Genomic DNA, 18,319 nt, shown 5'->3' with positions numbered 1-18,319 from the left:
ACTCAATCGGCATCCAAAAAGGCCAGATCTAACCCCCACGACACGCCGAGCCAGACACACATTTTGACCCTTAACCCGCGCCAAACATCAAACAAGCGGCCCCAGAAGAGACCGCTTGTTTGAAATCCTATACGGGTGATTCCCGCGCTGTACTGTGGATTATAACGGTTGATCGGGCGGCACTGCAAGGGGGGGGACGTTGAAGAAACGCATAGCGGATGACGTAATAAGCCGGATCCCGGCACCCAGGTTCGCAACCTATTTGGCAGAGACCGACTCTGGGCAAGGACCAAACCCCTACACAGCCTTGGATCTCTACTTATGGAACATCGAAGCGGCGGCTGCAGTTACCAGCACGACATCGATTGTGGAAGTAGCCCTACGCGACTGCATCGACCAGCAGCTGAGGATATGGAACCAGGAAAAAATCGGCACCAAGGATTGGATTACAAAGCCAGCGGTTCCGTTATCGCACATCGTCAGGAGCACTCCACCACGCTCATGGCGCCCTACTACCAAGCGGCCCCTGTATAAATACTGGTGGGAAACCAAAGCACGTGAAAGGTGCACTAAAGATAACCCCAACCACGATGACCTAGTCGCGGCTCTATCATTCGGCACCTGGTTGCAGCTCATCCCGAAACCGCCCTCCTTAAACGGCCAGCGTTCGGGCCCTCGCGTCGACCTTTGGGAGGACGCTCTCAGCCAAGGCTTCAAAGCGTCGGCTTACCAGGCCTACACATGGGCTGAAACCTTGAGGCAAGCACGAAACCGGGCCTCGCACCTTGAACCGCTCCTCAATCTGCAGCAGCTGCGTCACTGGCACCGAGTTTCAAGCCGGCTTCTCAATAGCCTTTGGCCCGAGGCACACGTGCTAGTTAGCGGCCCAGCCCGTATACCTCGGGTAATCCAGCGCTATCCCTTGGTCACCGGAAGTTGAGGTACGCCTTCGACGGCGTCGGCCCCCGCTGGCCTTGGTACTTCGACCCGAGCTTCGACGAACCGTAAGGCGTTTCGGCTGCTGACGACATCTTGAACAGCGCGAGCTGCCCCACCTTCATGCCCGGCCACAATGTGATCGGCAGGTTGGCCACATTCGACAGTTCCAAGGTGATGTGGCCGGAAAAACCCGGATCAATGAAGCCTGCGGTGGAGTGGGTAAGCAGGCCCAGCCGGCCCAGGGAGCTTTTGCCCTCGAGGCGGCCGGCGAGGTCGTCGGGAAGCGAGAAGGTCTCCAGCGTCGCCGCGAGCACGAACTCGCCCGGGTGCAGCACGAACGGCTCGCCCTCTTCCACCTCGACCATGGTGGTCAGATCCGGCATCTCCTGTTTCGGGTCGATGTGCGTGTACCTCGAGTTGTTGAACACGCGGAACAGGTTGTCCATGCGCACGTCGATACTGCTGGGCTGGATGTTCGCCTCATCGAAGGGGTCGATACCCAGGCGGCCGTCGCTGATGGCTGTCGTGATGTCGCGGTCTGAAAGAAGCACGGCTTCATTCTAGATGCGGGCGTTTTCCGTAGGGCACGGTGGCGGTGCTACGATTGAGCCTGCTTCACATCAGGCACCATTTAACCTGGTAGAAAGCATGCCGGCGTAGTTTAGTGGTAGAACATCAGCTTCCCAAGCTGAGAGTGCGAGTTCGATTCTCGTCGCCGGCTCCACTCTCGGCCCAGGCACACGCCTGGGCCTTTCGTCGTTCTGGCGCCCGCCGCCGCACCGCGGCCGGAATACTACTGGCAAACATTAGCGCTTTTGCATGTTTCTGACCAGCACGAATCTGCGAGCAGTATTCCAGAAAAAGCCGAGCAGTATTCCGGCACCACCGAGCCGGGGTCCACCCTCCCTCCACGTGCGGTATTTAAACTAGGGGCGTGCTCTTCAACGACCCCAGCTTCGACGCCCAGCACGCGACACCTGTCCTCTACGTGCACGGCATCAACAGCCGCACCATTGCTTTTCGACGAAACGCCCGCCTGATCTCCTCCCACGGCCACTGGGTCTGGGGGTACGACTACGGCAGGATGCTCATCCCCGGTCTCGCCGGGACTGGGCGGATCGAGGACATGGTCGACGAGCTGGGCGAGAACGTCGACCACGTACTGAGTGAAACCGGAGCATCGAAGGTGAATGTAGTGGCCCACTCCCAGGGCGGGCTGCTGACCAAACTGTTCATCGCTGCCGGCGGGGCCGAACGAGTCGAGCGCGTCGTGGCCATGGGCGCCAACTTCCACGGCACCGACCTGCGCGGATACGCCGCGCGCATCAACCCCATCACGGGCCGCAACCCGAAGTTCTGGGAACGCATGGCCAGCCCCAGCGCAGTACAGCAACTCGCGGGCTCGGAATGGTCGCACGAACTCGCCACTGTGCCCGATACCAATCCGCGCGTGATGTACACCTCGCTGTACTCCCGGCGCGACCACGTGGTCACGCCTGTGGAGACCTCCATCCTCACGCCTATCGACGGCGCCGACGTGGTCAACCTGGAAATCCCCGGCGCCCCGCTGCATCCCCTCATGCCGCGCGACAGGGAAACGGCCGAGCTGACCTTGTGGGGTTTAGAGCGCGAGCCGGGTGAGACTGCGCCCAGTTAACCGGCTCTAGTCGCAGCGCACGATCGGCTGCGGGTCGTAGACAGTCGTTGTGGTTTCGCGGGAGATTTCGGACCCGCCAAGGTCGCGGACGATGCGGGTGTCGGACGTCGTAAAGCCTGGGGCTCCACCCGACGGGATGCAGCCGTCGCCTGACAACGACTGCGTTTGCGGGGATGTCTGCGCCCAGCGGCCGCCGTTGACGGACTCGACCTCGCGCGACTTCACGCCCATCATCTTCACCGTGATCTGCCCGCCACCGAACTCCGTGGCAATCTTCACCGGGTGCGGAGTGTCATTCTTGAACACCAGGTCAATCGCGCCCTCGTAGACGGTGGCCTCGCGGCCGGGCGGGTAACGGGAAATGTAGTAAGAGTGCGGCGTGTGCGCCACGTCCGTCATGCCAGCGAAGTAGCTCGCGTTGTACAAGGTCGTGGCGAACTGGGAGATGCCGCCGCCGACCGCGCGCCCGGCGCGACCCTCGATGATGATGCCGGACTCAACATAGCCCTGCGCCGTACCGCGCGGGCCGGTGAAGCCGTTGAGGGAGAACTCCTGGCCCGGGCTGACAATCACGCCGTTGACCTGTTGCGCAACGATCTTGATGTTGTGCCCCGACGCCGACTCAAACCCGCCGGTGGTGAACGAGCCGACCTCCTCGTTGAAAGTGGCCTTCTCCGCATCCTCCGTCTTGAAGGTGGCGGGGACAGCCTCGTATTTGGCCTCCCACTCACGCGGTTCGTCACCGATCACGCGTTTGTCGAAGTCCTTCATCGTCTCGTCCCACTTGATCTCGTTGCCGTCCTTGGACGGAGTGACCTCGCCGGAGGCGCTGATCGTGGCGTTTTCCATCTTGGTCACAGTGTCCTTGAGCTGCTCGGCGAAGATCTCCTGTGCTTTGGCGCCGTGGACCTCAGGGATGATCTTCTTCGCCTCGGGGTCGTTGCGGAACGTGACCACTTCACCCATCCGGTCTTTCTCGATCACCGCGTTGGTGTCCTGCTCCCCCTTGAGCGTCAGCGGGCCTTTCAGGGCTTTGTCGGCGGGGCCGTCGACGATCTGCTTGATCACATCGTCGTTAATCGCAGGCTGCGTCACCTGCGGCTCGACCTCGACACCGTCCGGGTTGAGCCACGTCAGCGACATCGCGCGCTCGAGCTCCTCACGGTTGACGTCCTGGCCATCCTTCGGGTCGGTCACCTTGACTTCGCCGCCCTCGAGGGCCACCGCACCGTCCTCCGGTTTCACGGTCAGATCGCCAGCCACGCGCTCAGCGGAACCGACCAGCTTGTCGTGGTCGATCGTGGAGACAATGTCCACCTCTTTATTGCGGAAAAACCCAGCCAGGCGGGAGACCGGGTTGAGGGACTCCACGCCGGCGTCATCCACCGTGCGCTGCCAGTCACCGCTCAGCCCCGCCTGTTCGGGGACGAACTCGGTGCTCTGCTCACCGGCGACAGCTTTAACAGGCTGGGAACTGACGCCGCCAAGCTCGTCTTCGAGTTTGCTGACGGCCGCAGCCGGCTCCATGCCGCCGATCTCCACACCGCCGACAGTCGTGCCGCGCGGGACATGCCCCCGGTTGAACGCCACGTCTGCCAGGTACAGACCCAACAGCAGCACGAGCATGCCGACGAGGAATCCGGCCACAATCCGGCCGGTCCGCGAACCGCTACGTTGCCCGTTTCCAGCTGCGTTTATAGAACTCACCCACATAAGGTTAGTGGACTGCCGAGCAACTCACAGGTTGGCATCAATAAATTGCTGCTGGACACGCGCAGCAGCAGCGTTGATCCGCTCCTCCGGAATCTCGCCGCGCTCGACCGCACCGACCGTCGCATCGATCGCCGGACCCAGATCGCTTCCCGACGACCACAGCGCCTGATCCGCCCCAGCCGCAATCGCGCGGCGCACCGCCTCCGGTGTGGGCATGAGATCCGTGATGGCGCGCATGCCGGAAAGATCATCGGTCACCGCGACACCCGCAAAAGGCTTCCCACCTGGATAGTTGCCCTCCCGGAGCATGCGGTACGCAGCCGGGTTCAACGACGACGGCGTGTTCGGTTCACCAACCCCCGGGACCACCATGTGCCCCACCATGACAGACCCCGTAGGAAACTGCGGCAACACCGTCCCGTACGGGACCAGGTCTGAGGCGTTCAGCTCCTCGATCGGCGGCGTGACCGCCAAAGTGAGGTGGGTGTCGCCTGAGGCACGGCCGTGGCCGGGGAAATGCTTGAAGGTCGGGGTGACTCCGGCGTCGACAAGCCCCTGCGAAAAAAGGGTCGCGACTTCTGACACACGCTCCGGTGTCTGACCGAACGCGCGGTCGCCGACGATGTCCAGGTCCGTGACGTCCAAGTCCAGCAGCGGCGCGTAATCGACATTGATGCCGTGCTTGCGCAGCGTGACCCCGATGTCGTAACCGGTGCCGCGGATGACTTCCGGCGGTTGATTGGCCAAGTCGCGCGGCGCGGGGAAGGAACCGAGCACGTCCGAGTGACGCTGCACCCGGCCGCCCTCAAAGTCGATGGCCACGGTGAAGGGGCGGTCGAACTCCTCGCGGAGCGCATTGATGTTGCGGCCCGGCTCCGTGAGCAGCTTCGGGTCGGCCCAGCTGGGAATGATCAGACCGCCAGCTCCCTGCTCTAGCGCGGCGCGGGCCTGGTCATAGTCCGCCGCACCGACCACCATCAGCGAGGCCACCCGCATGCGCAGGTCCTCCGGCACGCGCTTCTCAGCCTCGGTTTTCTCCGGAACAGGTGTCACGGTGACCACGTTCGTTTCCGTTGCGGTGACCTGGACTTGCTCGGACTGAGCCTCCTCGTTGCTGGGCTGACCTCCCGGAACGCATGCGGCGCACGTCAACGCGACAGCTGCGATGGCCGCTGCTGGTCGTACGTGCACAGGTCGCTCCTTGGGTTGGTCCGGACGGGGCCGGTTGATTGCCGAGACAATCTTAGCCCCTGACCCTTGGAGACAAAACTGCGGAAAACTTTACATGCGAACCCGCTTATTGGTCCGTCCATGCAGGTCAAAAAGTGGGGCCTTTCCATCAAACGGCGGCGGACGTCAACTTTTCCGCAGCGGGCCTGCACAGACACCTGCCGGACCCCAGAGAAGACCCCAGCCGCACTTGCACAACGGCTCTGGCCTCGCACACCTGCCGTGGTAGGGTCTATGACCATGACGAACCGATTCGCTTCCTGGCCCCGCCGCTCCATCGGCCCGGTTTTGGCCAGCACTGTCACTGGCGTTGTGCTGGGGATTGTGGGCGTGATCGGCATCGCTAGCTTCTCCGGCCAGAACCAGGTCCCGGCGGGCAATGCCGTTCCCGCTGACCAGGCAGTCCTCGGCGGGCCGGAGTACGGGTCCCGACAGTAGAGGGCGCCATGCGCACGCTGCGCATTCCCCGCCGCGGTACCAGCGGCCCTGCCGGCCGCCACGCTAGCCGCACCAACCCAAACCCTCTCGCCGGAATCAGCTCTGAGGCCCGCACCCACCTCATTGGCTGGATCGTACTGGCCCTCATTTCCTTCCTCCAACCCCCAGGCCGCACCGCCGCCGACACGAAGTTCGACTTGTCGGCGGACCCAGCCGGCTTCCTCGCCCAGGCCACGCAGGCCTACACCGACACGTTCACGCTGGGCCAGATCCAGAACCAGGCCTACGGTTACCTCTTCCCGCACGGCCTGTTCTTCCTGCTAACGGAATTTTTGCCGGATTGGGTGGCGCAGCGGTTGTGGTGGACGGTTGTCATGGGGGTGGCGTTTTCGGGGATGTACCGGTTGAGTGGGTCGCGCATAAGCGCAGCGCTGTACGCACTGAGCCCGCGGATTCTGACCACCTTGACCGCGATCTCGTCGGAGGCGTGGCCCGTTGCGCTGGTGCCGTGGACGCTGGTGCCGTTGATGCAGCGCAGGCCGAATGTCGCGGCGGCGGTCATCCCGGTCGCGCTGATGGGCGCGGTGAATGCGACCGCGACGATGATGGCGTGTTTGCCCGCGTTCGTGCTGCTCATCTGGCTGCGCGCGTGGCCTGCGCTGGCGAAATGGCTCGTCGGTGTCGCGGCGGTCAGTGCGTGGTGGATCGGGCCGCTGCTGGTGCTCGGCCGTTATTCGCCGCCGTTCACGGACTTCATCGAGTCCTCATTCGTGACCACGCGCTGGCTCAACCTCGCCGAATTGCTGCGCGGCACAACGTCGTGGTCGCCGTTCGTGGACACCGAGCGCGTCGCGGGGCATCTGCTGGTCACCGAGCCGGTGTTTGTGCTGGCCACGCTCGCGATCGCCGCGCTGGGCATCGCCGGGCTCGCGCTCGAAGGCCGCGGCTACCCCATCGTGTTGCTGTGCCTCGGCGTTGCGCTCATGGGCACGCATGCCAGTTTCTGGCTTTCGCTTCTCGACGCCCCCCTCGCCCCCTTCCGCAACCTGCACAAACTCGATCCACTGGTCAGGCTGCCCATCTGCCTCGGCGTGGGGTACGCGGTAGCGCGGATGAAACCGCGCGGGCCGGGGGTTGTGGCCGTCGTGCTCGTTGCCGTGATCGCGGTTGCGCCGGCGTGGACGCTGCGGCTGCTGCCGGAAGGCACGTGGACGGAGGTCTCCGAGGACTGGCAGGCCGCCGCTGCATTCCTCAATGAGGAGGCAGCCGGAACCCGCACTCTCGTCGTGCCGGCGACATCCTTCGCGCGGCAGACCTGGGGCTGGACGCGTGATGAGCCGATCCAGGCCCTCACCGATGTCCCCTTCGCCGTCCGCGATGCCATCCCGCTTGTGGACCCAGAGGCCATCCGCGGCCTCGACGGCCAGATCGCCGCGCTCGACCCAGAGGCGCTGCGTTCGATCGGTGTTGGAGCCGTCGTGGTGCGCGGGGATCTCGCTGCCGACCCCGAGCTGCCTGAGCTCGCTGAAGGCTTCGGAAAGCCAAAGGTCTTCGGTGACCTCTCGGTCTACCTGTTCGACCGCGAGCGCGGCATGATGATCGGCGCTGACCCCGCGGCGGTCGCCGGCGGAGGCGAAGTCCTGCCGCTGCTCGACCGCGAATTCGGCTACTCCCCGCGCACCCTCACCGCCTCGCCTGCAGACGCCGACATCATCACCGACACCCCCGCCCTGGTGAAACGCAATTACGGCACGCTCAAAGGCCCGACAACGGCGCACCTGCCCTACGGCACCATCGAGGACGACATCTGGGAGGGCGGCGACGTGCACAACCGTCTCCCCGACTACCCCTCTGAGGGTCGCCTTGTGGGGGTGAGTGAGGAGGGGATTGGTCGGGCGTCGTCAAGCGCCGCGGACGTCGACGCATTCGGCGGCGCGAAACCATCCAAGTCCTTGAACAGCGCGTTCGACGGCATTGAGGACACCGCGTGGCACCCCGCGCCGGGTGACCGCGACCCGTGGATCGAGGCCGTGGCCGACGGTGAGCCCGGCGCGTTCACGATCACCGCGACCGACGACACGACCGTGCACTGGTCCGGCACCCTTGACAGCGGCACCCTCGAGCTACGCGCCGACGAGCCTGAAGCGGTCGATATCAAGGGCGACTCGGTCACCATCGAGCTCACCGAACCCGTCGGTATCAGCGAACTCGAGTTCGGCGTGCGCCGCATCGTCACTGTCGACGGCATCGCCGACACCTACTTCTTCCAGCGACTTTTCCCCGCAACCGAGCTTCTGCACCGCTCCTTCGAGACAGAGGCAGGCACATTCGAGCTGTCCACCCGCGCGCTTATCGACGGCACACCCCGCCCCCCAGGCCCCGTCACCCTCAGCGCTGGCCGCCACACCATTGTGACCAAATCCGAGACCGTGGCCTTGACGCGCGCGGGTGCTGAATCCGGCGCTGCTGCTTCGCCGTGGGAGCCCTTCGACGGCACCGTCACTGCTTCCGGTCCTGCTTCCGATCGGGATCGGATCATCATGACCGCCCGCGCCTACAACTCCGGGCTGCGCGGTTTCATCGGCGACGTCCCCCTCGAGCCGACGCGCATCGATTCCGGCATGCAAGCTTTCACCGTCCCCGCCGGCCTGGCCGGCGAGTTCAGCATGTCCTTCGCCGGGTCTCGATTCTTCTATTTCAGCCTTGTTTTCGGCGGGGCGCTCAGCTTGCTCGGAGTTGCCGCCTGCCTGTGGATCGACTCGCGCCGGCCGCGCTCGGCTGCGGCACCTTTCGCGGCTAATGTTGCCGCCGCCCCCGCCGCGTGGGCCTCCCAGGTAGTGACCGCGCTGGCCACGCTCGCCGCGACCACCCTCGTCGGTGGCTGGTACGGGGTCGGCGCATGGTTGGTCACCCTGCTCATCCGCCGTTTCACCTTGATTCCCGGGTGGTCGCTCGCAGCCGGCGCTGTGGGATTCATGGGTCTCTGGCTCGCCCGCGCTCCCTGGCCTGCCGCCAACTACGCGGGTGACTCGGTGCTGGTGACGATAGCCGGGTGCGTCGCCATCGCCAGCCTTGCCGGCGCGTGGTGGCGGCGGAAGTAGTCTGCAAAACCCCCGGGGACTCCGCAATGCGGAGTGGCCGCAGACCCCGCGAACGAGCACCCACCCAATCCCCGGAATACTGCTCGGCCTTTTCCGGAATACTGCTCACATAAACGCGCTGGTCAAAAGCATGCATTCAAGCGCATATGGGCGAGCAGTATTCTGCGGGGCTCTGGGGTTGCTACTGCCGGCGGCCGCGCCCAGTCCGCCTAGCCCGCCTGCCCTGACCCGCCGCATGTGTCGGTGGGCGGCCGAGGATGAGGCGCATGGCGGGGGCTTCGACAAGCACGTAGCTGATGTACGCCACGGCCACAGACACGACAACGGTGAATGCCAGCACTGTGGCGAAGTCCAGGAGACTGCCGCTGAACAAGTCCACCCCAAGCACTGGAAACGCCATCTCCAGCACGGCGACGTGCCAGAGGAAGATCCCGTAAGACCACTTCCCCAGCGCGCTCATCACGGGCCCGGCCAAGAACGGTGGCTTGGAGTGCCGGCCGGCCCCGGTCGACGGCGCCAGCGCGAACGGAACGACGAACAGTGCGGCGAACACCGTTCCCAGAATGACGCGCACGTTGAACTCAGCCGGCGTCGGGTGCTGCAGACCGGGCGGGCCGAGATGGCCAGACACCCACGCGACCACGAGGGCCACGACCGGAAAGATCCAGCGGAAGCTGGTGAATCGGGTCAGGGGCGGTGCCGCGGATAAGCGCTCGAACTCCGCGCACAGCAGCCCGACCGCGAACCATGGTGCGTAGGAGGGGGGCCAGATTTGGAGGTTGACGGGGGCGTCGATAAGCGTGATCAACCACGGCCAACTCAAACCGAACACGACGACCGCGAGCAGCAGGATCCCGCGGGCGCGGGGCCCCAGCACGAGGTAGAGCGGCAAGACCAGGTAAAACGCTACTTCGACACAGAGGCTCCACAGCTGAGTGAGTCCCGGAACAAGCCCCTCGGGCACGTAGATCTGCAGCATGCACACCTGCGCCACCGCCTGCAACGGCGACAACCCGGTCAGGGAGGGCAGCGCCGCCATGACGATGCAGACGCACGCAAGGTAACCGGGCGCGATGCGGGCGAAGCGCCGTCGATAATAGCCTCGCCGCCGAGGACCACGCGCGAGCAGGAACGCGGACAGCGCGAAGAACACAGCGACGAAATAATCGAAACGCTCCAGCAACCGCGACCCCAACCCGGTCTGAAACGAAACGTGCGTGACCACAATCCCGAGGGCGGCGACCGCGCGCAGGCCCTCGAGCTCCGGCAGCTTGCTAGTGTTCGTAATACCGAAATTGTAGAGGAGTCCCATGAAACGTCTGTGGTGGTGCTTGGCGGTGTTCGTCATCGCGCTCGCGCTGGGCAACTTCGTGGCGCCGCCGGTGATCGGCGCGATGAAGCTGATCGACAACGGGACCTACATGCTGAGCTGGGACGATGGTTCGACAGAGACGTTCGAGGTGTCCGGTCCGCGCAAGTCAGCGCGCATCACCGGCGACGGCATCGACGCGGAAATGTCGCGCGACTCCGGCGAAACCAACCGCGGTCAGGTCATTTTCTTCCCGTGGGAACCCGACCGCCGCAGCTACGACATTTACGACGGCACACGCGTCGACTACGTCGGCCCCGGCACCGTCGGCGGCATACGCACGCTGCGCTTCAGCGGCGACGGGCGCACGTACGAAATTGAGCGTCGCACGGGCACGCTTATCGACGCCACCAACGGCCCCGCCCGCCTCTCCCCCGATACCCGCAATGAGAAGGTGGCCGAAGCGCAATCCAAGGTGCGGGTGCTGTGGTGGCTGCAGCTGCTAGCCGTGGTCGCCCGGCTCGTGGCGTTGGCGGCGGCTGTGACCGGGGCGGTGTTCCTTGTCCGGCGGGGATAACAGTGCGCGCTTCCCGGTCGAACGGGCACTGCTTGTCGCCTGGGGCGTGTTCCTCGTCGGGTCGTTGACCTGGCCTTTCCTGCTCGTTTTCGGCGGTGGTTCCTTGGCCCTGCGCGACATGATGGTGCTGCCGCGGCCCTACCTGACCCACGCGTCGCTGGGGTTTGGAGACCTGCCGGGGCGCAACGCGCCGCAGGACGCGGTCCTCGCCGTGGTGGGAGCGGTCGTGCCGGCGACGTGGTTCGTGGCGCTGTTCATGGTGGCTGCGGCGGGTGCGGCGGCGTGGGTTGGCGCGCGTTCGGGCCGCGGCTTGTGGTCCTCGGCCGCTGCTATGACGATCGCTGTGTGGAACCCCTTCGTGGTAGAGCGTCTTCTGCAGGGCCAATGGTCGCTCGCTGCGGCGGCCTGGCTGCTGCCAGCCGTGGCGTTGTGTCGAGGGCCGGGGCAGATTCTGGCGATGTGGAGTGCTTCACTTACCCCGACCGGCGGATTGTTCGCGCTGCTCACGGGGGTCGCTGTGAACCGGCGATGGCATGTAGCTGTCGCCGGTGTGGTGGGCTGCCTGCCATGGGTGGTGCCGAGCGTGCTGAGCCTCGGATCCGGGACAACCACCGCGACCGCCGCCTCCGCAACCGCCTTCGCACCCCGTGCAGAGACCTACGCCGGCACCCTCGGTACCCTCATGGGGCTCGGCGGCATCTGGAACGGTGACGCAGCCCCCGCTTCCCGGCAGGTCGGGTTCGCGCTGGTAGGAGTTCTGTTGTTCGCGCTGCTCTGCGTGGCCGCCCGGCGAGTGCCGCGCCCGCTTCTCATCCTGGCTGGCATTGGATTCGCTGTCTCTCTGGTGTCGTGGCTGCTCCCCGGCGCGATGGGGTGGCTCGTGTCCACGATTCCGGGCGGCGGACTGCTCCGCGATGCCCAAAAGTTCACTGCCCTCGCCCTCCCCGCCTTCATCGTGGCGGCGGCCTCGCTGCGTGTGGTCGACCTGCGCCTTCCCGCCGTCGCTCTTGTGCTCGCCCTGCTCCAGGTCCCCGACGCGCCACGGGCGGTGGCGCTCCTCGCGCCAGTAGAGGTCGCCGTTCCCGAGATTGATCACCGTGGCCGGGACGTCTTCTTTGTCGACCGGCCAACACTCCTGACGAGGTCCGACGGCATCCCGGTCATCGACCCCGCCACGAAGGCTATGAACGTGGTCGAATCGGGATCCCTCGTCGTCGACGGCACCGAAACCGACATCCCCTCCCCCCGCTGGCGCACCGCAAACGAGATCTTCGCAGGTGCAGAGGCCGGCGAGTACGACCCCGCCACGGCCCGCTACTACTCCGACCCCGAAGTCGGCCTGGTCGTTCGCCCCGACGCGAACGGGTTCACTGTCGAAGACGCCGGTCTTCCGGCCCGCAAACGCAATGGGCTTGGTCTCGGCTTGCTGGCGCTCTGGTTCGCAGTACCGCTCCTCGGCCTCGCCGCCCGCGGCACTTCTCGCCGGGATGCTTTTGCTCGGCGCAGGCGACTGCCCGAGGCAGATTCACGCCACTCAACCCCCGGAATAGATTTTTAGTATCGCCTTCTGACGTCTCGGGTGAAATCCCACCTGGGAAAACGCCGCAGGCGAAGCCTAGAAGGCGATACTAAAAATGTATCGGCCGGCTCAAACCCTCTCAAGCCCCAGTCCACCCCAGCCGATCACATCCGACAGCAGCCGCTCGCCGCTCTACCGCCCCCGGGCACCGCCCCCAACGAACCCCTCCAGCAGCGCAGCGAACTTCCGGCCGGTCTCCTGCCAGGAGAACTGCGCTGCGAAGGTACGAGCAGCCGAACCCAGCGCTTCCCGCCGATCCGAATCGGCCAGCAGGCCACGCACCACCGTGTGAAACTCCTGCTCAGTGGACACGAGCACACCGGTCTCGCCGTCCACAATGGAATCGCACAGGCCACCGGCGGAGCGGTACCCGACGGTGGGCACGCCGTGCTGGGCGGCCTCGGTCACGGCGAGCCCCCACCCTTCCTTGCGCGACGGCATCAGGTGCAGCGATGCCCGGGCGAGGACGGCGTGCTTGTAGGTGTCGTTGACGTGGCCGTGGAAGACGACGCGGTCGCCAAGTTCGGCGGCGTAAGCTCGCAGCTCGTCTTCCCACCAGCCGGAGCCGATGATGTCGAGTGTCACCCCGTCGATCCACCGCACAGCATCGATGGCCTGCTCGATCCGCTTGTGGGGCACCAGACGCGACAGCACCACTACCCGCAAACCTGAACCACCAAGAACGGGCAGGTCAGCGGGAACGGGGTCGACACCGTTCTCGATGATCGCAATGTCCTCCCGGCGCACCCCCAACGACACGAGATCTGCCCGCGACGCCTCCGACACCGTCACGTACTGCGCACCCCGGTACACCCGCGGCGCCAAACGTGACTCCAGGAACCACCCCAGCCGCCCAATCACAGGCCCGGCCACCGGCCACTGCTCCTCGTGGCAGTGGTGCGTGAGCAGGACGACCGGCCGACGGGTGAATAGCCGCGCGAAGAAGGGGATCCCGTTTTGCGTATCCACAATCACGTCAGGCCGCTGCCGCCAGATCGCGAGCGGGGCCAGCAGGTAAACGGAGTATTTGCCGCCGAGGCGCTGGAAAAGGATGCCGTCGCGAAGCGAACGTCGTGAAGCGTCTGTGTGCGACGCCGTGCGATACACCACCTCGTGCCCCTGTTCAGCCAGGTAGGCGCCGACGCGTTCGAGGTAGCGTTCGCTGCCGCCGCCCTGGGGGTGGGTGGTGTCGCGCCAGCAGAGGAGGAGGATCTTCATTCCCGTCCACCTTACCGTGGCTAGAGTGGCGGGAATGAAGGCACCGCGCACACGCAGACTGGCCACGCTTCGGCGCTCTTTCGGGCTGTTGCGGTCATTTCGCCACGAGCAGTCACGTCCCGACATCTTTTACGGGGGGCTTGCGCGCGATACCCGCCTGCTTATCGACGCCCTCTCCCACGACCTCACCAACCGCCCCCTCCACGGCCAATCCGTGCTGGATGTCGGCGGCGGCCCCGGTTACTTCGCCACCGAGTTCGAGCAGGCCGGCGCGTGGTATGTCGGCCTTGAGCCGAGCGTGTCCGAGATGTCAGCGGCCGGGCTGACCGGCTACGGCGCCGTACGTGGCGACGGCACCGCCCTCCCCTTCCACGATGAGGCCTTCGACATCGTGTACTCGTCCAACGTCGTGGAGCACATCCCCGACCCGGACGCGATGTGCGACGAAATGCTGCGCGTGACCAAGCCGGGCGGGCTGACCATCATCAGTTACACGGTGTGGCTGGGCCCCTTCGGCGGCCACGAAACCGGCCTGTGGCAGCACTACGTCGGCGGCGAGTTCGCCCGCCACCGCTACGAGAAGAAACACGGCCATCCCCCAAAGAACGTCTGGGGCACTTCGCTTTTCGACGTCCCCACCACCTGGGGCCTCACCTGGTCCCACCAGAAAACCGAAGCCGGCGTCGCCGACCTACTACTCGCGTTTCCCCGCTACCACCCGAGCTGGGCCTGGTGGGTGACAAAGGTGCCCGGCCTGCGCGAGTTCGCAGTCTCCAACCTGGTACTGGTCCTCCAACCGCGGTAGCCTGGCGCGTCCGGCGCACGGCCCCCGCCGCTCGAGCCCCCGCCCCGCGCAACCCGGCCGCCGCTGCAAAAGATGACAAACTCGATTTCGATTTACTCACCGAAATCGCCCTGACCTGCACGGATGCCTCTAGGCAGGATTGGAGTTTGTCAACGTTTGCAGGACTCGCCCCCGAGAACGCGGAAAAGTTGACAATCCTGACCCCGCCCAAAAGACGGAAACCGCTGTGACCAGCGGTTTCCGTTCTAGAGCGAAATCGAGTTTGTCAACTTTTCCGCAGACGCGTCGAGCAGACGCGCCGACCCCTAGATCTTGGACTTGGACTTCTCCAGCTCGTCGAAGATCTCCTGCGGGACGCGGTCACCCAGGGTCTGGAGGTATTCCTCACCCTCGGCGAATTCGGTCTCAAAGTCGGACGGGTTGACGGCGAGGGCCTCGCGGACATCCTCGATGTCGGTGTCGAGGCCGGTGAGGTCGAGGTCCTCGGCACGAGCGACCAGGCCGGCGGGGGTCTCGTCGGCGTCGACGCGGCCTTCGATACGGTCGACAACCCACTTCAGGACGCGGGAGTTCTCGCCGAAGCCCGGCCAGAGGAAGCGGCCGTCGTCACCGCGGCGGAACCAGTTGACCAGGAAGATGGACGGCATGCGGTCGCCGCCCTCGGCGCCGCGGTCGATCCAGTTCTGCATGTAGTCGCCGACGTTGTAGCCGATGAACGGGAGCATGGCGAAGGGGTCGTGACGCAGGGAGCCGACCTTGGCCTCCAGGGATGCCGCGGTCTGGCCGGAGGCCAGCAGCGCGCCGATCTGCGTGCCGTGGTTCCAGTCGCGGGCCTGGGTGACCAGCGGGACGGTGTCCGGGCGGCGACCACCGAAGAGGATCGCGTCGACCTTCACGCCCTCCCAGTCGTCGAACTCCGGGGCAGCGGCCGGGCACTGGGAGATCGGCACGCAGTAGCGGGAGTTCGGGTGGGCGGCCGGGGTGGTGGACTCCGGGGTCCAGTCGTTACCTTGCCAGTCGATGGCGTGGGCCGGAGCCTCGCCGTCCATGCCCTCCCACCAGACGTCGCCGTCGTCGGTCAGGGCGACGTTGGTGAACAGGGTGTTGCCCGGCTCCATGCTGCGCATGGCGATCGGGTTGGACTCGTAGTTGGTGCCCGGGGCGACACCGAAGAAGCCGTTTTCGGGGTTGACGGCGTAGAGGCCGTCGTCGCGAAGCTTGAGCCATGCGATGTCGTCGCCCACGACCTGCGCGGACCAGCCCTCGATGGTCGGGGTGATCATAGCCAGGTTGGTCTTGCCGCACGCGGACGGGAATGCCGCGGTGATGTGGTAGTTCTTGCCCTCCGGGTCGGTGAGCTTGAGGATGAGCATGTGCTCAGCCATCCAGCCCTCTTCACGCGCCATGACGGACGCGATGCGCAGGGCGTAGCACTTCTTCGCCAGGATGGCGTTGCCACCGTAACCGGAACCGTAGGACCAGATCTCCTTGGTCTCCGGGAACTGGGAGATGTACTTGGTGTCGTTGCACGGCCATGCGACATCTTCCTCGCCCGGCTCGAGCGGAGCGCCGACGGAGTGCAGGCAGTGGACGAAGTCGCCGTCCGGGCCGATCTTGTCCAGGGCTTCCTGGCCCATGCGGGTCATGATGCGCATGGACATGACCACGTACTCGGAGTCGGTCAGCTGCACGCCCAGCTTCGGGTCCGGATCGGAGATCGGGCCCATGCAGAACGGCACGACGTACATGGTGCGGCCCTTCATGGAGCCGCGGAAGTGCTCGGTCATCTCGGCCTTGAGCTCGTCCGGAGCGACCCAGTTGTTGGTCGGGCCGGCACCGTCCTCGGTCGGCGTGGAGATGAAGGTGCGGGATTCCACGCGCGCCACGTCGGACGCGTGGGAGCGGGCGAGGAAGCTGTTCGGGCGCTTCTCTTCGTCGAGCTTGATCAGCGTGCCCTTTTCCACGAGCTCAGCGGCGAGGCGGTCCCACTCTTCCCGGGAGCCGTCCGCGAAAACCACGTTGTCCGGCTGGAACAGGTCTACTGCCTCGTTGATCCACGCAATCAGCTGCTCGTTCTCGGTGGGGGCCTGACCCTCAAGGCCCTTCACTGCGGTAGCCATGTACTCTCCTCACACTCGGCGGTTACTGTTCTCGGCGTTACAAAATGAACTTTTTGTTAACCCCAGCGTATCCGACGATCGTAGGATTCCGCTGGCAGTTGCGAACCTCGCATTTAAGCGCGTTGTTGGCACAGATTACACACCCCCGAAATAAGGTGGCGCCTAAATTTCGGGCTTTCACCAGCCATAGTGGACAATGTCAGCGTGACTGAATCTATTGGTGAACTTCCGCACGGCCGCCCTCCGCAGACTGAATTTGATACGGGGCTGGATTATCCGCGCCTCGGGTCGGTGACGTTCCGCCGCGGCACGCTCACTGAGAATCAGCAAGCGCTTTTCGACGAATGGTGGCCGCGGCTCGGCGTTGTTCTCGAAAACACCGAAGACGAGCAGCACATCAATTACGACGAGTGGTTCGGCCGCGCTGGGCACCCGACGGTGGTGGAGATTGGGTCGGGGACGGGGACGTCGACAAGCGCGATGGCGCCGCTGGAAGCCGACACGAACGTGATCGCCGTCGAATTGTATAAGCCGGGGTTGGCGAAGCTGCTGGGGTCGGTGGTGCGCGGCGGGATTGAGAATATACGCATGGTGCGCGGCGATGGCGTGGAGGTGCTGGCGCGGATGATCGCGCCGGAGTCGCTCGACGGCGTGCGCATTTTCTTCCCGGATCCGTGGCCGAAGGCGCGCCACCACAAGCGGCGCATTATTCAGTCGGGGACGCTCAATCTCATTGCCACACGGCTCAAGCCGGGCGGTGTGCTGCACGTCGCGACCGATCATGCGGACTACGCAGAATGGATTGATGAGCTGGTCAATGTAGAGCCAATGCTCGAATACAAGGGGTGGCCGTGGGAGAATGCACCCATATTGACGAACCGTCAAGTAATTACGAAGTTCGAAGGCAAAGGCCTGGATAAAGAACACGTTATTCGCGAATACCTCTGGGAAAAGAAAAATGAATGACCTTCACAACATGACCCACCCCTACGCGCCCGGCGCAGAGGCGGGTCCGGACAGCCTGCTGCTGGTGTGGGACGCCCCCAACCTGGACATGGGCCTGGGTGCGATTCTGGGCGGGCGGCCCACGTCCTCGCACCGCCCGCGTTTCGACGCAATCGGCCGCTGGCTGGTCCACCAAGCCGAAGATCTTTCTGCCCGCACGGGCCGGCGCATCGAGCCGGAAGCCACCGTGTTCACCAACGTCTCCCCCGGCTCGGCCGACGTGGTCCGCCCGTGGGTCGAGGCGCTGCGCAATGTCGGTTTCGCGGTCTTTGCCAAGCCGAAGGCTGACGACGACTCCGACGTCGACGGCGAAATGATCGAGCACATCGAGCGCCGCCGCGCAGAAGGAGTACTGCAAGGCGTGGTCGTTGCGTCCGCCGACGGCCAGAACTTCCACGAGCTTCTCGACGAGCTTTCCGCCGACGGCCTGCCCGCCACCGTCCTAGGTTTCCACGAACACGCCAGCTGGGCAGTCACCTCCCCTGCCATCACGTTCGTAGACTTAGAGGACATTCCTGGCGTGTTCCGCGAGCCGTTGCCGCGCGTCAACCTTGACCAGCTGCCGGAGGACGGCGCCTGGCTGCAGCCTTTCCGCCCGCTTTCCGCTCTGCTCAACAAAGGTTAGGAG

General features: G+C 65.0%; 14 protein-coding genes and 1 tRNA gene. 9 read left to right on the top strand and 6 right to left on the bottom strand.

Translation table 11 applies throughout. From position 1 onward, the window contains the following. Window positions 1-926: 926 nt before the first annotated feature. Window positions 927-1,490, bottom strand: coding sequence for a dCTP deaminase (dcd, locus tag KBX17_RS08820; protein ID WP_005288157.1), 564 nt, complete (start codon window positions 1,488-1,490; stop codon window positions 927-929). Window positions 1,491-1,589: 99 nt separating this feature from the next. Between dcd and KBX17_RS08815 the strand changes: the two genes are divergently transcribed. Next, window positions 1,590-1,663, top strand: a tRNA-Gly gene (locus KBX17_RS08815). Between the two features lie 210 nt (window positions 1,664-1,873). Further along, window positions 1,874-2,596, top strand: coding sequence for a triacylglycerol lipase (locus tag KBX17_RS08810; protein WP_005288154.1), 723 nt, complete (start codon window positions 1,874-1,876; stop codon window positions 2,594-2,596). A 6-nt stretch (window positions 2,597-2,602) separates the two neighbouring features. Here KBX17_RS08810 and KBX17_RS08805 read toward each other — a convergent pair whose 3' ends face one another. Together KBX17_RS08805 and KBX17_RS08800 are read right to left on the bottom strand one after the other, a co-directional pair. Beyond that, window positions 2,603-4,222: a VanW family protein gene (locus KBX17_RS08805; protein WP_040424120.1), complete on the bottom strand. Its 1,620-nt coding sequence runs from the start codon at window positions 4,220-4,222 to the stop codon at window positions 2,603-2,605. A gap of 111 nt (window positions 4,223-4,333) precedes the next feature. After that, window positions 4,334-5,500: a glycoside hydrolase family 3 N-terminal domain-containing protein gene (locus tag KBX17_RS08800; RefSeq protein ID WP_256019447.1), complete on the bottom strand. Its 1,167-nt coding sequence runs from the start codon at window positions 5,498-5,500 to the stop codon at window positions 4,334-4,336. Between the two features lie 273 nt (window positions 5,501-5,773). Here KBX17_RS08800 and KBX17_RS08795 point away from each other — a divergent pair, with 273 nt between their 5' ends. Further along, window positions 5,774-5,977, top strand: coding sequence for a DUF2613 domain-containing protein (locus KBX17_RS08795; RefSeq protein ID WP_005288147.1), 204 nt, complete (start codon window positions 5,774-5,776; stop codon window positions 5,975-5,977). Window positions 5,978-5,985: 8 nt separating this feature from the next. Continuing rightward, the gene (locus tag KBX17_RS08790) at window positions 5,986-9,078 is read left to right on the top strand and encodes an alpha-(1->3)-arabinofuranosyltransferase family protein (protein ID WP_256019446.1); all 3,093 of its coding nucleotides are present in this window, start codon (window positions 5,986-5,988) and stop codon (window positions 9,076-9,078) included. Window positions 9,079-9,259: 181 nt separating this feature from the next. Here the strand turns inward: KBX17_RS08790 and KBX17_RS08785 are convergent, their stop codons facing one another. Beyond that, the gene (locus tag KBX17_RS08785; RefSeq protein WP_256019444.1) at window positions 9,260-10,390 is read right to left on the bottom strand and encodes an acyltransferase; all 1,131 of its coding nucleotides are present in this window, start codon (window positions 10,388-10,390) and stop codon (window positions 9,260-9,262) included. On the opposite strand from KBX17_RS08785, the gene KBX17_RS08780 reads away from it, so the two are divergent. Beyond that, window positions 10,389-10,964 carry a DUF3068 domain-containing protein gene (locus KBX17_RS08780; protein WP_256019443.1) on the top strand — a complete coding sequence of 192 codons (576 nt, stop codon included), beginning with the start codon at window positions 10,389-10,391 and terminating at the stop codon, window positions 10,962-10,964. The two genes, KBX17_RS08785 and KBX17_RS08780, sit on opposite strands and share 2 nt — an antisense overlap. Next, window positions 10,948-12,522 carry a hypothetical protein gene (locus KBX17_RS08775; protein ID WP_256019441.1) on the top strand — a complete coding sequence of 525 codons (1,575 nt, stop codon included), beginning with the start codon at window positions 10,948-10,950 and terminating at the stop codon, window positions 12,520-12,522. Before KBX17_RS08780 ends, KBX17_RS08775 begins: the two co-directional genes overlap by 17 nt. Window positions 12,523-12,675: 153 nt before the next feature. Here the strand turns inward: KBX17_RS08775 and KBX17_RS08770 are convergent, their stop codons facing one another. Beyond that, window positions 12,676-13,761, bottom strand: a complete 1,086-nt coding sequence (locus KBX17_RS08770) for a glycosyltransferase family 4 protein (RefSeq protein WP_255998686.1) — start codon at window positions 13,759-13,761, stop codon at window positions 12,676-12,678. A 34-nt stretch (window positions 13,762-13,795) separates the two neighbouring features. On the opposite strand from KBX17_RS08770, the gene KBX17_RS08765 reads away from it, so the two are divergent. Beyond that, complete coding sequence (locus KBX17_RS08765) at window positions 13,796-14,566, top strand: class I SAM-dependent methyltransferase (protein WP_256019440.1); 771 nt, start codon at window positions 13,796-13,798, stop codon at window positions 14,564-14,566. Between the two features lie 305 nt (window positions 14,567-14,871). Here KBX17_RS08765 and KBX17_RS08760 read toward each other — a convergent pair whose 3' ends face one another. Then, window positions 14,872-16,686 (bottom strand): phosphoenolpyruvate carboxykinase (GTP), encoded by a 1,815-nt coding sequence (locus KBX17_RS08760; RefSeq protein WP_256019438.1) that lies wholly within the window; start codon window positions 16,684-16,686, stop codon window positions 14,872-14,874. Between the two features lie 189 nt (window positions 16,687-16,875). On the opposite strand from KBX17_RS08760, the gene trmB reads away from it, so the two are divergent. After that, window positions 16,876-17,652 carry a tRNA (guanosine(46)-N7)-methyltransferase TrmB gene (trmB, locus tag KBX17_RS08755; protein ID WP_256003841.1) on the top strand — a complete coding sequence of 259 codons (777 nt, stop codon included), beginning with the start codon at window positions 16,876-16,878 and terminating at the stop codon, window positions 17,650-17,652. Beyond that, entirely contained in the window at window positions 17,645-18,316 is a 672-nt protein-coding gene (locus KBX17_RS08750) for an NYN domain-containing protein (RefSeq protein WP_005288123.1), read from the top strand. The genes trmB and KBX17_RS08750 overlap by 8 nt, the downstream gene beginning before the upstream one ends. The last annotated feature ends 3 nt before the right edge of the window (window positions 18,317-18,319 follow it).

Origin of the sequence: Corynebacterium sp. CCUG 65737, assembly GCF_024454115.1 — a bacterium.
Lineage (GTDB): Bacteria > Actinomycetota > Actinomycetes > Mycobacteriales > Mycobacteriaceae > Corynebacterium > Corynebacterium genitalium.
The sequence above is the reverse complement of the archived record's forward strand: the minus strand, read 5'-3'. Positions and strand labels throughout refer to the sequence as shown.